Source organism: Alteromonas gilva, assembly GCF_028595265.1.
GTDB lineage: Bacteria > Pseudomonadota > Gammaproteobacteria > Enterobacterales > Alteromonadaceae > Alteromonas > Alteromonas gilva.
This window is the reverse complement of record NZ_JAQQXP010000001.1, coordinates 346911-359848: the sequence shown is the minus strand read 5'-3', so window position 1 is coordinate 359848 and position 12938 is coordinate 346911. Positions and strand designations below refer to the sequence as shown.

At 48.4% G+C, this 12938-nt stretch carries 14 protein-coding genes; 11 read left to right on the top strand and 3 right to left on the bottom strand.

Features of this window, described 5'->3' with window-relative positions; genetic code table 11:
• Positions 1-2: 2 nt before the first annotated feature.
• Both OIK42_RS01720 and OIK42_RS01715 read right to left on the bottom strand, forming a co-directional pair.
• Positions 3-917, bottom strand: a complete 915-nt coding sequence (locus tag OIK42_RS01720) for a MaoC family dehydratase (protein WP_273637842.1) — start codon at positions 915-917, stop codon at positions 3-5.
• An 89-nt stretch (positions 918-1006) separates the two neighbouring features.
• Entirely contained in the window at positions 1007-1795 is a 789-nt protein-coding gene (locus OIK42_RS01715) for a 4'-phosphopantetheinyl transferase family protein (RefSeq protein ID WP_374211834.1), read from the bottom strand.
• An 89-nt stretch (positions 1796-1884) separates the two neighbouring features.
• Between OIK42_RS01715 and OIK42_RS01710 the strand changes: the two genes are divergently transcribed.
• From OIK42_RS01710 to OIK42_RS01665, 10 genes are read left to right on the top strand one after another with little or no spacing between them, the layout of a single operon-like run.
• Complete coding sequence (locus OIK42_RS01710) at positions 1885-2148, top strand: phosphopantetheine-binding protein (RefSeq protein WP_273637838.1); 264 nt, start codon at positions 1885-1887, stop codon at positions 2146-2148.
• A gap of 55 nt (positions 2149-2203) precedes the next feature.
• A complete protein-coding gene (locus OIK42_RS01705; RefSeq protein WP_273637836.1) occupies positions 2204-3382 on the top strand; it encodes a beta-ketoacyl-ACP synthase in 1179 nt (392 codons plus the stop codon).
• Between the two features lies 1 nt (position 3383).
• Positions 3384-4196, top strand: coding sequence for a beta-ketoacyl synthase chain length factor (locus tag OIK42_RS01700; protein ID WP_273637835.1), 813 nt, complete (start codon positions 3384-3386; stop codon positions 4194-4196).
• 7 nt (positions 4197-4203) lie between these two features.
• A complete protein-coding gene (locus OIK42_RS01695; protein ID WP_273637833.1) occupies positions 4204-5775 on the top strand; it encodes an NAD(P)/FAD-dependent oxidoreductase in 1572 nt (523 codons plus the stop codon).
• Positions 5775-6365 carry a COG4648 family protein gene (locus tag OIK42_RS01690; protein ID WP_273637831.1) on the top strand — a complete coding sequence of 197 codons (591 nt, stop codon included), beginning with the start codon at positions 5775-5777 and terminating at the stop codon, positions 6363-6365. Before OIK42_RS01695 ends, OIK42_RS01690 begins: the two co-directional genes overlap by 1 nt.
• Entirely contained in the window at positions 6358-6744 is a 387-nt protein-coding gene (locus OIK42_RS01685; RefSeq protein WP_273637829.1) for an ApeI family dehydratase, read from the top strand. Before OIK42_RS01690 ends, OIK42_RS01685 begins: the two co-directional genes overlap by 8 nt.
• Positions 6741-7490 carry a glycosyltransferase family 2 protein gene (locus tag OIK42_RS01680; protein WP_273637827.1) on the top strand — a complete coding sequence of 250 codons (750 nt, stop codon included), beginning with the start codon at positions 6741-6743 and terminating at the stop codon, positions 7488-7490. The genes OIK42_RS01685 and OIK42_RS01680 overlap by 4 nt, the downstream gene beginning before the upstream one ends.
• Before the next feature lie 5 nt (positions 7491-7495).
• Complete coding sequence (locus OIK42_RS01675; protein ID WP_273637825.1) at positions 7496-8500, top strand: lysophospholipid acyltransferase family protein; 1005 nt, start codon at positions 7496-7498, stop codon at positions 8498-8500.
• On the top strand, positions 8500-8952 hold the full coding sequence (locus OIK42_RS01670) for a hotdog family protein (RefSeq protein WP_273637824.1): 453 nt from the start codon (positions 8500-8502) through the stop codon (positions 8950-8952). Before OIK42_RS01675 ends, OIK42_RS01670 begins: the two co-directional genes overlap by 1 nt.
• A gap of 12 nt (positions 8953-8964) precedes the next feature.
• Complete coding sequence (locus OIK42_RS01665; RefSeq protein WP_273637823.1) at positions 8965-10200, top strand: beta-ketoacyl-ACP synthase; 1236 nt, start codon at positions 8965-8967, stop codon at positions 10198-10200.
• Between the two features lie 162 nt (positions 10201-10362).
• Here the strand turns inward: OIK42_RS01665 and OIK42_RS01660 are convergent, their stop codons facing one another.
• Entirely contained in the window at positions 10363-11733 is a 1371-nt protein-coding gene (locus tag OIK42_RS01660; RefSeq protein WP_273637821.1) for an AMP-binding protein, read from the bottom strand.
• A 258-nt stretch (positions 11734-11991) separates the two neighbouring features.
• Here OIK42_RS01660 and OIK42_RS01655 point away from each other — a divergent pair, with 258 nt between their 5' ends.
• Positions 11992-12933 carry a chorismate transformation FkbO/Hyg5 family protein gene (locus OIK42_RS01655; protein WP_273637819.1) on the top strand — a complete coding sequence of 314 codons (942 nt, stop codon included), beginning with the start codon at positions 11992-11994 and terminating at the stop codon, positions 12931-12933.
• The last annotated feature ends 5 nt before the right edge of the window (positions 12934-12938 follow it).

Below are 12938 nucleotides of genomic sequence, written 5' to 3'. Positions count from 1 at the left end.
CGCTAACTTTTAGCTACACAGATTTTTCTAATTTCTCCGGACATTACTGACTGCCTTCGGCGTGGAGCCGAAGGGTTAGTTAAATCAAAGTGAACCGGCGTTGCGTGATCTGAATTTAATGCCGAGCTCTTAAGTGTTAATGACGATGGCAGTAAAACCGGGCGGCTGAATTGACTGGCAATGACTGTCTTTTCTAACGGTAATTGCCAGTTATGATTTAATTTAGATAACGTCATTGCCAGTACATGCATGCCATGCGCCATAACATCTTTAAAGCCTGCTAGTCTGGCACTCCATTTAGCTAAATGGATAGGGTTATAATCGCCACTTATTCGCGCATATTGCCGACCTATCCCAGATTTAAACTGTAATTGAGAGTGCTCTGGCAGAGGCAAGAGTTTCTCGCTGCCTGGCACTGGGTCTGATTTTGCGCTGTGACTAAGAATGTCAATGGAAGGTAGCCTGTAAAGATAGGTGCTGCGCAGCGTCTGGCAATGCTTTCCCCCCTGACTGACGTTAGTATTTATATCAACCTGAACGCCGTATTGATGCGGCGTTATTTTGTCAAAATAACAGTGTAAACACAGCTCCTCGTTACTAAGTGGTTGATACTGTCTGATCTCATTGCCAACGTGTACCAGGCCAATCAAAGAAAACGGTGAATGAGAGTGAGATAAAGCCGAAATATGCTGTGATAGCCCCAGCAGTTGCGGAAAGCATGGATGCAGATACTGTTTATGCCAGTCGTGCAGTTGGTTAAAAGCGTTTAACCTGATGCGGTAATCGGCAGAGGTAAAGTAGCGGGTAGTCGCCACCTCAGGCAGCGCCATACTTTCATGCTCACTAAACCACTGTTCCAGTAGCGGTTTGTCCGCTTTTTTTGTCGCCGCTTTTACCAATTGAAAAATCTGCTTCACCAAACACTCCTTTTTATTGGGCGGCGATTCCTTGTGATGTTTAATTTATCCTACTTTCAAACATTTAGCATTCTATAATAGGTTAATGATTAACTTGCCCAAACACTAAGGCCGGGGCTTAATTGTCGTTGTTTAATAATAAGCTTGTCTTCACACCCGGTTGCGTTAAGCGCCAGAGCAACACTGTACTGAGAGTCAACAAACTGGTGATGAAAGTGCCAATGAGTAGCATCCGTGGTGATGTCATCGGTCAAAGCCATAGCTGGGCTCGGTGTGTCGATAGGATGAAAATAAAAGCTGTCCCCGGGTATCGCCATTCCCCTTCCCTCGGCTTTTATGAACGCTTCTTTTAAGGCCCAGACCTTATAAAACTGCTGCAAGGCATGACGCTTATCGCCACTTTCGATTGCCTGTTTAACACTATGCCATTCCTGCCGATGAAAATAATGCTGAGCGATATCTGCCATCGTCGGGCGGGCTTTCATAAACTCAACATCCACGCCAATAGCCGCGCCCCTGGTTACAGCAATAACAACGGCATCATGTGAGTGTGACAAATTAAATTGCAATTGGCTGGTATTGTTTTGCAAGGCCGGTTTGCCATGGGAGCTGGTTGTAAAGCGCAAGGATTCGGGCGTTGTGCCGGTGATGAGCGCGCTTAAGATTAACCGCAACGCCGACCGCCCGACTACGAATAATTGCTGTCGGGCTTCAGAGCGATAGCTTTCCATCCTTTGTTGTTCTTCAGTACAGAGCAGAGGAAGCAGGCTGTTGAGACATTTTCTGCGTAGTATTTCGTCGACCCTGATCAGCCAAAGATGAACCTCGTTGGTACCTAAAGTTTGTACTGGTGCAGAGCAAACAAAACCAGGAAACATACAATCCGTTGAAATAGTTTTTACTGTAACATTAGTTTAAACTAGCGGTTTTTCATATTAAAGCGTTCATAGTAAGGACAGTATCAACTATGGCTACACAGACCGAATCCGAATTAAAAATGGCTCAACTAATGGTGGAAGCCTTAAACCTTGAGGACATGGAAGCGGACGAGATCGATCCGGAGGAACAATTATTCGGTGACGGGCTAGGACTCGACTCCATCGATGCACTGGAAATTTCGCTGGCGATTTCAAAAGAATACGGTGTTCAAATCAAAGCTGAAGATGAAGGCACCCGCGAAGCATTTGCTACGTTAAGAAGCTTGACGGCGTTCGTTGAAAACAATAAGTGAGAAGCTGGCCTGCGCTGGGTAAAGGTGTATTACCGTCCCCGAAGGCCCCTATCAAATGAAAATAGATATCATCGACTACGAAACCTGCTCAGCTGCCGGTTTAAATCTCAAGGCTTTAAGAAACGCGCTGAAACTACACGACAGCGGCCTCATTAAGAACAACCTGGCGGGTTCAGACCTTGATACCTGGATAGGACTTGTCGAACAGGTCAACGACGTAAATGACCTCGGCCCATGGCAAAGCCGTAACAACGCACTGGCAGCGCTGGGATATGAGCAAGGCAGTATTCGCCAGACAGTCTCTGGGTTAATCAGCCAGTACGGCGCTGCCAGAGTCGGACTGGTCATGGGTTCAAGTACCTCCAGTATAGATCGCACCGAAACGGCGTACACTCAACTAAATGAGGCAGGAGCGCTTACCGAGGCCTTTAAGCAACCTTTCGTCCACAACCCCCACGCGCCGAGTTTATTTGTCGCGCATTTGACGGGTATTACCGGCCCTTCATTAACGATCAATACTGCCTGTTCCTCTTCGGCTAAAGTTTTTGCAACCGGCGCACGCTGGCTTGAAACCGGCATAGTCGATGCGGTGCTGGTTGGCGGCGTGGATACGCTGTGTCTGAGTGTATTGCATGGTTTTAATTCCCTGCAGTTGTTATCGCCCAATCCTTGCAAGCCTTTTGACCAACACCGCGATGGCATCAACCTTGGCGAAGCATCAGGTTTTGCCGTTCTGCAGCGCTCCGGCGACAACACTAACGGCAGTGGTATCTGCCTGACCGGTTACGGTGAAAGCTCAGACGCCTATCACATGTCACATCCTCATCCCGATGGTTTGGGTGCCCGACTGTCAATGACCCAGGCCCTCAGGCAAGCGAACCGGCAAGCGGCAGAGATTGATTATATCAACCTGCATGGCACGTCAAGCCGCGCCAATGATCTTATCGAGGGGCAATTAATTTCGGCACTGTTCCCGGCGTCTACCCAATGCTCATCGACAAAAGCCTGGATGGGACATACCCTGGGGGCGGCGGGAATCACCGAAGCAATTATTGCTATGGATACCCTCAATACGAATATTATTCCGGGCTCCAAAAACCTGGAGACCCTTGATGAGGCGCTATGCCTGTCAATAAAAGCGACTGACGAACACAGAGTATGTCAGCACGTAATGACAAACTCCTTTGGATTTGGCGGCAATAATTGTACGCTTTTGTTTAGCAGGTCAGAGTAAAATGCAGGCGAAAGAACTAAAATGTAAAATTGCAGGGATGGGTGCCTGGGGCAGCTACTTCGATAGTTGGGATGCGCTACAGCAACTGCTCAGCGGTGCCTCCTTGCCTGACACCAAGAACAAAGGACCTAAGCCGACCATAATTCCTGCCAACGAACGTCGCCGTGCGCCATTACCAGTGCGCCTTGCGGTGGAAAGCTCCTGGCAGGCAACTCAGTCAGCCAGCCTTGACCCCTGCACGCTAACCTGTGTGTTTGCATCAGGATTGGGCGATACTGATCTCACCGACTACATGTGCAGAACCTTAGCTTCAGAGCATAAAGAACTCTCTCCAACCAAGTTCCACAACTCGGTGCACAATGCGCCGGCAGGTTACTGGACGATCAGTACCGGCACAATGAGTGCCGCTAACTCAGTTGCAGGGTATGAAGAGTCGGTGTCGTTAACCCTGGTCGAAGCCATAATCCAGTGCGTAACAGAGCATAAACCAATGCTGGTGACATTTTACGATGCACCGGTAGCAGACGTACTAAGGCCAATTCTGAGCAACCAGGAATCATTTGCGTTTTCGCTGGTGATTGTACCCGACGATGCCGAAACAGATGGCATTGAAATCACGGCTCAAGTCAACGTAACAAACCAGCAAACCTGGCCTGCTTTAAACAGTGACAGCGATTATATCACTGCCATGTATAATGCTAACCCCAGCGCTAAAGTGCTCTGTCTGGCAGAATTAATCACCACATCAAACGGCAATACTTCCGTGGTAATGCCGCTGAGCCAGTGCACGTCAGTTACTTTCACCCGTACTTAGGCAGGTTATGAAACATATTAATACGGATATTATTATTGTCGGCGGCGGCCTCGCCGGAATGAGTCTGGCACTGCAAATTCTTAATCGCACCCCTTCTGTAAGCATTACGATCATCGAAAAGAATACGTTTCCGGTCCACGATACCATCGCTAAAGTAGGTGAATCGACGGTCGAGATTGGCGCTCATTATTTCACCGAGGTGTTAGGGCTCGACGCCCATTTTAAAGCAAAGCACCTGCGCAAGTACGGGCTGCGTCTTTTCTTTGGCAATATAGACGGTGATTTCAGCGAGTACGATGAGCTGGGTGTCAGCGAACTTTTCGGCATACCAGCCTACCAGATTGAGCGCGGAACCTTAGAGAACTACCTCCACGAACTGCTCGTTGGCAAAGGTGTCAGTATTGTCGATGGTGCTACGCTCGGCGATATATCGCTGGGAGACAAGCAACACAAGGTCGATTGTAAACAGGGCAATGAAACCTATTCGTTTACTGCACGATGGCTGGTAGACGCTGCCGGTCGGCAAGCCCTGCTCAGAAATAAATTACAACTGCAGACTCCCACAGGTCATCAGGGCAATGCGGTGTTTTTCCGAATCGATAAACGCGTCATCCTTGATGATTGGTCTGATAACGCCGCGTGGCAAAAGCGGGTATGCGCCCCCGGTAAACGCTGGCTAAGCACCAACCATTTAATGGGGCCCGGCTACTGGATTTGGATAATTCCTCTGGCATCGGGGGCAACCAGTTTTGGTATCGTGATGGATGATCAGGCACTTGCCGACAGTGGCATTCAGTCATTCGCCGACACAATGGCATGGCTTGAAAAGGAGCATCCGCTCTGCGCCAGTGCTATCGAAGGCGCAGAACTGCTTGATTTTAAATTAATGCAGGGCTACTCCTACGGTTGTAAACAAATGTTTTCCGACGAGGGCTGGGCGATGACGGGCGAAGCCGGCGCGTTTGCAGATCCCTTCTACTCGCCGGGCAGCGACTTTATTGCACTGAACAACACCTTCGTTACGCACCTCATTGAGCGGGATTTAAAAGGCCAGGACATTCGTTTTGAGAGCGTGCTTTTCCATAAGTTTTACGACGCCTTTTTCACCAACACGCTCTCACTGTATAAAGACCAGTACGGCGGGTTTGGCGACCGCAAAATGATGTCGGTTAAGCTGGTGTGGGACTACACCTACTACTGGGGTGTTTTTGCGTTACTTTTCTTTACCGACGCGATCGGCGATATCGAGACAATGCGTAAAATCACGCCAGATCTAATGAAAACGCAACAGCTTAACCAGAAAATGCAAATGCTGCTTAGCGAACGCGCCAGAAAACGTTTGGTACTGCCCGCCAAAGGTGTGTTTATGGATCAGTTTTTAGTGCCCTGCCTGGGCGAGTTGAATGACATTTTGAAGGAACCCAATGTCGACATTGCTAAAACCCTGGCCAAGAATATCGCCATTATGGAAAAAGTGGTGCCCTACTTTGAAGATATGTTAAGTGACGATGCATCAACCGATATCAGCGAAGAAGAACGCATTATTCTTGGTGATTACAGGTTAAGTGTGCTGGCCTGATGAGCACCGGAGTGCCGCGCGGGCTAAAGGATTTGCTGCCGATACTGGTTTTGCTGGTAACCCTTGCTTATCCTTTTTTGGTGTACTTAAACATTGATGCCATCGCGCCATATTGGTTTGGCGCATTATTGCTGGTGATGGCCCTGTTGCGGCTTATTGTGGCAGGAAAAAAACGGCAACGCAGTGACTGGATTATCACCGCGGTGATCGCAGTTTTTAGCAGTGTTATGATACTTCTCGACAGCACCGTACTACTAAAATGCTACCCAGTAATGATGAGCGCGTTTATGGGGCTGATATTTCTTTTGTCCCTACGGGACGAGCATAACCTTATTGAACGGTTTGCAGTCGCTGGGGGCAAACAACCGCCAGCGCAAGCCAGCGGTTACCTGCAAAAGCTCTGCATAGCCTGGGGGTGCCTGTTATTGCTTAACAGTGCTGTGGCAGCCTGGACGGTCTGGTTTGCCAGCCTCGCTGTCTGGACTTTGTATAACGGGCTACTATCCTACTTGCTGATGGCTGGATTCATTGTCATCGAGCTGGTATACCGAAATTACTATAAAAAGAAGCATAACATTGTCGATGAGTAATCAAGCACAGGCGTTAAACGACCTGTTTACACCGCAGGAAGGACCGCAAATCATTAACGTAGACAACGCCGATGACAGCGTGCGTATTTCACTTCACGTGACTGACCAGTTAAGCTGGTTTGATGGTCACTTCCCCGATCAGAAAGTACTGCCCGGTGTCGTGCAGGTTGATTGGGCAGGCAAACTGGCCAGAGCGTTGTTTGTTCATGATGACGCATTTCAACAACTGTCCAATGTCAAATTCAAGACCATGGTGATGCCTGATACATCCATGCAGCTTGAATTGAGCTACAACACGGCAAAAAACAGCATCAAATTCCATTACTTTAACGATTCTGACTCATTTTCGATGGGCAGTTTTAAGTTTGTGAAACCATGAAATACTGCATTATCGTTCCCCATTACAAACACGAAATCTTGTTTGAAAAGTTTCTGCCTGCGCTGGCATCGCTTAACCTACCCTGCATTGTTGTTGATGATGGCAGCGGCGAGCACAGCGTTGCAACCGTAAAGGCGTTACTTGCTGATTACCCTGATTTTCATTTGGTCCAACATCAAACAAACCGTGGTAAAGGGGCGTCAGTGATCACCGGGTGCTACCATGCCAGTGCATTGGGGTTCAGCCATGTACTGCAGCTTGACGCCGACGGTCAGCACAATATAAACGATGCGAAAAAACTGCTCGATTACAGCAAAGAGCATCCGGATTCGTTTATTTCTGGTCAACCATACTTTGATGAGACCGCCCCTTTTGCCCGCAAATACGGGCGTAAAATTACCGACTTTTGGGTGGCCCTGGAAACCTTGTCATTTAAAATTAAAGATGGGTTGTGTGGCTTCAGAGTGTATCCAATCAAGCAAATCGAGCGGGTGTTTGATAATTACTATCTCGGACCACGAATGGATTTTGATCCGGAATTACTGGTCAAAGCCGTCTGGGCAGACATTGACCTGCACTTTATTCAGACCAAAGTCATTTACCATGAAAACACCGTGTCGCATTTTCATTACCTTAAAGACAACCTGATGCTCATTAAACTTCACGTCAGGCTGATGTTTGGCATGCTCATACGCTTGCCTCGACTGCTTTACCTCCGCCTGACTTCATTGATTGGCAAGTCGTGACTGTTGTGAATAACAATAACAACAATAAAAAGCATCACTGGTCGCAAACCAAAGAAGCCGGCACGCTGGCCGGTATGCGTTTTGTGTACTTTCTTTACCGCATGTTTGGTCGCTGGATCTTTACCCTGATCATGTATCCGGTGGCGCTGTACTTTGTGCTGAGTCGTCCCGCTCAGCGCAAGGCCTCGCTTAAGTATCTCCGCGCACATTATCGCAGCTGCCCCACAGCATGGTCGAGAAAACCCAATTACTGGCATGTACTGTTGCATTTTCATCGCTTTGCAGAGGTAATTCTGGATAAAATTCTCGGCTGGATGGATGAAATTAAAGAAAGCGACTTTGCCCTGACCTCGCAGGAAGCGGTGAATAACCTGTTAAACGATGCCCGGGGACAGCTGATTATCGGCTCACACTTTGGCAATCTTGAGTTTTGCCGGGGCTTTATGCACCGCTATAATCATCACAATAAAGTCATCAACATTCTGCTCTATGACAAACACGCAGGAAACTTTGTCAAAATGATGCAAAGCCAGAACGATGCCTCGCGGATGAATGTCTTTCAGGTCGATGAGTTTGATGTGACGACTATCATGATGCTCAAAGAAAAAGTTGATGCTGGCGAGTGGGTCTTTATTGCTGGTGACAGGATTCCCCTTAGTGGTATCGATCGTACTGTTAATGTTAATTTTTTGGGTGCCACGGCACCGTTGCCAATTGGTCCGTATATGCTGGCAAAAGCACTGGCCTGCCCGGTCAAGCTCATGTTTGCCTATCGCAGCGCAAAGGTGAATCAAAAGGTTTTATTCGATGTTTCAGTGCTCTGTGACAAACTTGAAATTAGCCGCAAATCACGCGAGCAAGACCTTACGGGCTATGCTCAGCAATTTGCCGATAAACTCGAAGAGCACTGCCTGGAGTCACCGTATCAGTTTTTTAATTTTTACGACTTCTGGCAGCCCGGCACTGACTATTCACAGCTAACCGGCCATAAACAGGAAGGAGTGTCGTAGTGCTTGATTCACGCTTTGACAGTCGGTTGTTTGAACTTATCCCACACCGGCCTCCTATGTTACTTATCAACGAAGTACTCAGTGTTGATGAAAAATCATCTTCAGCGCGAGTGCGGGTTGATGAGGCGTCACCCTTTTTTGAAAAAGGCCATGGTGTACCGGCCTGGATCGGCTTGGAGTATATGGGCCAAACAGCCGCACTGATTGCGGGTCACCAGTTACAGCAAGGATTGGTATCGCCCCATTTAGGGTTCCTGTTAGGCACCCGCGCTTTCAAAGCTGAATGCAGTTATTTTGAGGCTGGCCAATACACGGTGCGTTGCGACGAAAAGGCCATCGTGGGTGACGGACTTGCAACCTTTGACTGCTTCATTGAAACTTACCAAGAAAATTCACAAACAATGACATGTCTGGCGACTGCCAGTTTATCGGTATTTCGCCGTCAGATATAAAAAGGATGTACCTTGAGTAACAATAATTTCAGGCGTGTGGTGATTACCGGTGCGGGCGTTGTCTCTGCACTGGGCAATGACTGGGCACAAGTCAAATCCACTATCGAGTCGAAAAAGTCCGCCGTGTGTTTTATGCAAGACTGGCAAAAATATGAAGGACTGGGGACTTACCTTGCCGCGCCTGTTCATGATTTTGAGCTGCCACCGCACTACACAAAAAAGCGCAAACGTAGCATGGGCCGAGTAGCTCAACTGGGGGTTCTGGCTACCGAGCGTGCGCTTTCTGATGCCAACCTGCTTGATGATCCGATCATTCGCTCCAAGGCCACCGGGGTTGCTTATGGTTCAGCCACGGGCAGCAGTCAGGCGGCGCTGGAGTTCGCTCCCATGCTCGAGAATATGTCCACGTCGCGCATAAATAGCAGCACTTATTTGCGTATGATGACCCATACTGCTGCGGTTAATATCAGTGTGTACTTTGGTACCCAGGGGCGCATGTATACCACATCAAGCGCATGCACTGCAGGTAGCCAGGCCATTGGTTACGCTTATGAAGCGATTCGGTATGGTAAGCAGGATGTCATGATCGCTGGCGGCGCAGAAGAATTATGCCCTTCCCAGGCGGCGGTATTTGACACCCTGTTTGCGGCAAGCACCAAAAACGACACACCGGAAGCCACGCCCCGTCCCTATGACACAGATCGTGACGGTCTCGTATTGGGCGAAGGAGCCTGTACGCTGATCCTGGAATCTTATGAGCACGCGAAAGCCAGAGGCGCAAACATTCTGGCTGAGGTGAGCGGCTACGCGACGAATACGGATGGCACATTCCTGGTGAAACCAAATCTTGAAACGGTCACCCGGGTGATGACCGAAGCCATGGAAGACGCCGGAGTTACGTCAGAGCAAATTGGCTATGTGTCGGCCCACGGTACCGCCACTCAGCACGGAGACATTGTAGAAAGTCAGGCGACGTATCAGGTTGTCGGGGCCAAACCGATCAGTTCTCTGAAGAGTTTCACCGGCCATACGCTTGGCGCCTGCGGCTCTTTTGAGGTCTGGGCAACCATCAATATGATGAAAGATAAATGCTTTGCGCCAACACTGAACCTGGACAATATCGATCCTGAATGCGCGCCGCTGGATTACATTCAGCATGAATGCAGAGAGATCGATACTGACTACTTTATGAGTAACAACCTGGCCTTTGGTGGTATCAATACCTCACTAATCATTAAGCGCGTGTAGGTATTGTACAACTCGTTTGTGGGCTTATTCGTGGTGTTAATATATGGCTGTATGAGTGCCTGCAAAAATACACGAGGCTAGCGTCATCATATGCTCTGTCAGTTGCTAATTAGTCACTGACGGAGCATAAAAAGGGGGCTTCTCACTGCTTTTTTATAGCAGCTAAAAGCGCGGTTTCTTGAGCGAAGTATGCAACGCATCAATATTTTTTCTTAGCAGTTTTCCGTTAGCTTCGCGCGGCAAAGCATCCACAATATAGAGTGGACGCGGAATAAAGGCGCTGTCCAAATGTTGCTTTAAAAAGTCCAGCAAATCGGCTTTTTTAATTCCTTCCTTGAGTGCAACAATACCAACCAGTCGGGTTACCTGAGTGGCGGCATGCGGATAAAAAACAATGCCATCTTCCAGTCCTTTATAACGCAATAAAGTCTGGTTTATGTGAAACAACGAACCTCGCTTGCCGGCAATTTTCACCAGGTCTGACGCCCTACCAGCCAGGACAAAGCGCTCGGGGGCCTGAAACTCAATAACATCCTGTAATACAGTCGCTTGGGGCAAATGCCCGGCAGTGACCGTTGTGGTGTTGCCCTGTTGCCCGAAGTGCAACCCGGAGAATTTGAGCCAGCTTGTCTCCACTGCCGTTCGCCGTACTGCCATGGATCCCACTTCGCTACACCCATACACTTCCCGTAGTGGGGCCGCAAAGGCTTGTTCAATCTCCGTAGCGAGCTCTACCGTTAATGGCGAAGTGGCACATAAAACAGAATGTAAGGGCTGCGGTGCATTCCCACTGGCACACAGTGCCCGCAAATGGACCGGCGTAGATGCCAGCATTCGCGGCTCAGGCAACGCATCGAGTGCATCAAAAATGTCCTGAGGAAAAAGTGGCTTTGCATCGCTCATGCAAATATTGCTGAACAAGGCCAGTAATACAGATGTCTCAAGCCCCCACATATGCTGCGCGGGCATGGTTGCCAACTGGTATAGGGTTGGGGGACAGTCCGGCACCATGAACGCATAATTGATAGCACTGCTGCGATGCAAGGTATGCCAATACTTAAAATTTGGCTTAGACTGCCCCGTAGAGCCGGAGGTAAAGCTTATGCAGGCCAGTTGATCATCAGCAATCCTGGGGATGGCAAAGTCTACTTCATCACCTGGCGTCAAGGAGACACCCACAACATTAATGGCAGCAATCGTCTCGTCAATGTCACAGCCATCGTGAATGATATAGCACCCCTGGTAGTCTTCACTAAGTTGTTTTTGTGTAGCGATGTTTTTATTGGGTGGTAACAGGTTAACATCACCGCGCAAAATCGCTGCACAGAACCCCACCATAAACAGGTATCTGTTTTCACAAAGGTTAATTGCATAGCCACCGGCAGGCAAATTCTCAGCCAGTAGGTAAACGTGCGCAACAAATTGATTTGTTTCGATAACACCACGGTTTAGCCCAAGTTCTTCAATAGGTTGGGTTAAAAAGGCAATATGTTCGTTTGACTGGCGTGTGACCAGGGGGAATGTATTTGACATGAAGCTTATAATTTTAATTGTGTACCTGAATACAGACCGGCCTTGCGTCCAAAACCGTATTCGCTTTATTTTCGATATACGCTAGTTTAAACTACCGCAAAATTAAACACTAACATTGTATCAAGGAACGATTGCTCGTTATTTGCGTCGTTGCTGGTCATCGAAACAGGATCAGCCCTTGCCAACACCAGGATGTTCCTCACATTTACAGGCAGAAAATCTGCTGATTTTTAGAGTATCACCACATTTAGTTTTATCATGCTGAAACAACAGTTCATTTCCGCTCCAGTTAACGAATTACTCGCAGACGACCACACTCTGGCGGTCATTCCGTTTGTTAAGCAGTGCGAACCATTTGAAGCCGGAATAATTACTACTGGCCTGGAAGAAGCGGCATCATCCATGGCAACATGTGAACGCTGGACAGTTTCTCAACCCACAGAACGGGGCCGGACCGGCAACACTTACTGGTCAAAAACCCGTGACTTAATTTGCCTTGCGCACTGGCTAAGTAAAGATGAGTGCCAGGATATACAAAAAAATACACAAAATGCATACGAGTCGGTGTTATCAGTGATGACTGAGCAGGGCTTCTCGTACCCATTCCGCTTTTGGAATTATCTTCCCGCGATCAACGAAGGCACCGGCGATGACGAACTGTATAAAAAGTTCTGTACCGGGCGCCTGAAGGCATTTGAAAAGGCCGGGCTGGCACCTGAGGACTTTCCGGCAGCGTCAGCGCTAGGCCATCATTCAAACGGTGCTGTGATATATGTATTTGCCAGTAACGTAACACCACAACATTTTAAAAATAATCAACAGGTAAATGCGTATGAATACCCTCGTCAGTACGGGATCAGCAGTCCGTCATTTGCCCGCGCAACAGCACTAACGCTGAACGCTGTAAACTATCTGTTTATTTCGGGAACAGCGAGTATTATTGGCCATCAGACGCTGGGCGAAAACGATCTTGAAAAACAACTCGAGGTAACGCAGCGCAACATTGAGCACCTGCTCACTACCGCGAACCCCGAAAACCTCTCGCTTTCAACTTTTAAAGTCTATGTCCGATACCCGCATGATGTGGCGTTTACGCGAGCCTGGCTTGAGGCGCGTTATCCCAGTGTACAGATGGTCTTTACCATTGCCGACATCTGCCGCAAAGAACTTCTGGTCGAAATTGAATGTGTTTGCCTGTAGCTATT

What these genes read in the sequence shown, in the direction of transcription:
- OIK42_RS01680 (WP_273637827.1), top strand. Translation starts at nt 6,741, where the DNA reads ATGAAATACTGCATTATCGTTCCCCATTACAAACACGAAATCTTGTTT.
- OIK42_RS01690 (WP_273637831.1), top strand. Translation starts at nt 5,775, where the DNA reads ATGAGCACCGGAGTGCCGCGCGGGCTAAAGGATTTGCTGCCGATACTG.
- OIK42_RS01705 (WP_273637836.1), top strand. Translation starts at nt 2,204, where the DNA reads ATGAAAATAGATATCATCGACTACGAAACCTGCTCAGCTGCCGGTTTA.
- OIK42_RS01710 (WP_273637838.1), top strand. Translation starts at nt 1,885, where the DNA reads ATGGCTACACAGACCGAATCCGAATTAAAAATGGCTCAACTAATGGTG.
- OIK42_RS01715 (WP_374211834.1), bottom strand. Translation starts at nt 1,795, where the DNA reads ATGTTTCCTGGTTTTGTTTGCTCTGCACCAGTACAAACTTTAGGTACC.
- OIK42_RS01700 (WP_273637835.1), top strand. Translation starts at nt 3,384, where the DNA reads ATGCAGGCGAAAGAACTAAAATGTAAAATTGCAGGGATGGGTGCCTGG.
- OIK42_RS01685 (WP_273637829.1), top strand. Translation starts at nt 6,358, where the DNA reads ATGAGTAATCAAGCACAGGCGTTAAACGACCTGTTTACACCGCAGGAA.
- OIK42_RS01695 (WP_273637833.1), top strand. Translation starts at nt 4,204, where the DNA reads ATGAAACATATTAATACGGATATTATTATTGTCGGCGGCGGCCTCGCC.
- OIK42_RS01655 (WP_273637819.1), top strand. Translation starts at nt 11,992, where the DNA reads ATGCTGAAACAACAGTTCATTTCCGCTCCAGTTAACGAATTACTCGCA.
- OIK42_RS01660 (WP_273637821.1), bottom strand. Translation starts at nt 11,733, where the DNA reads ATGTCAAATACATTCCCCCTGGTCACACGCCAGTCAAACGAACATATT.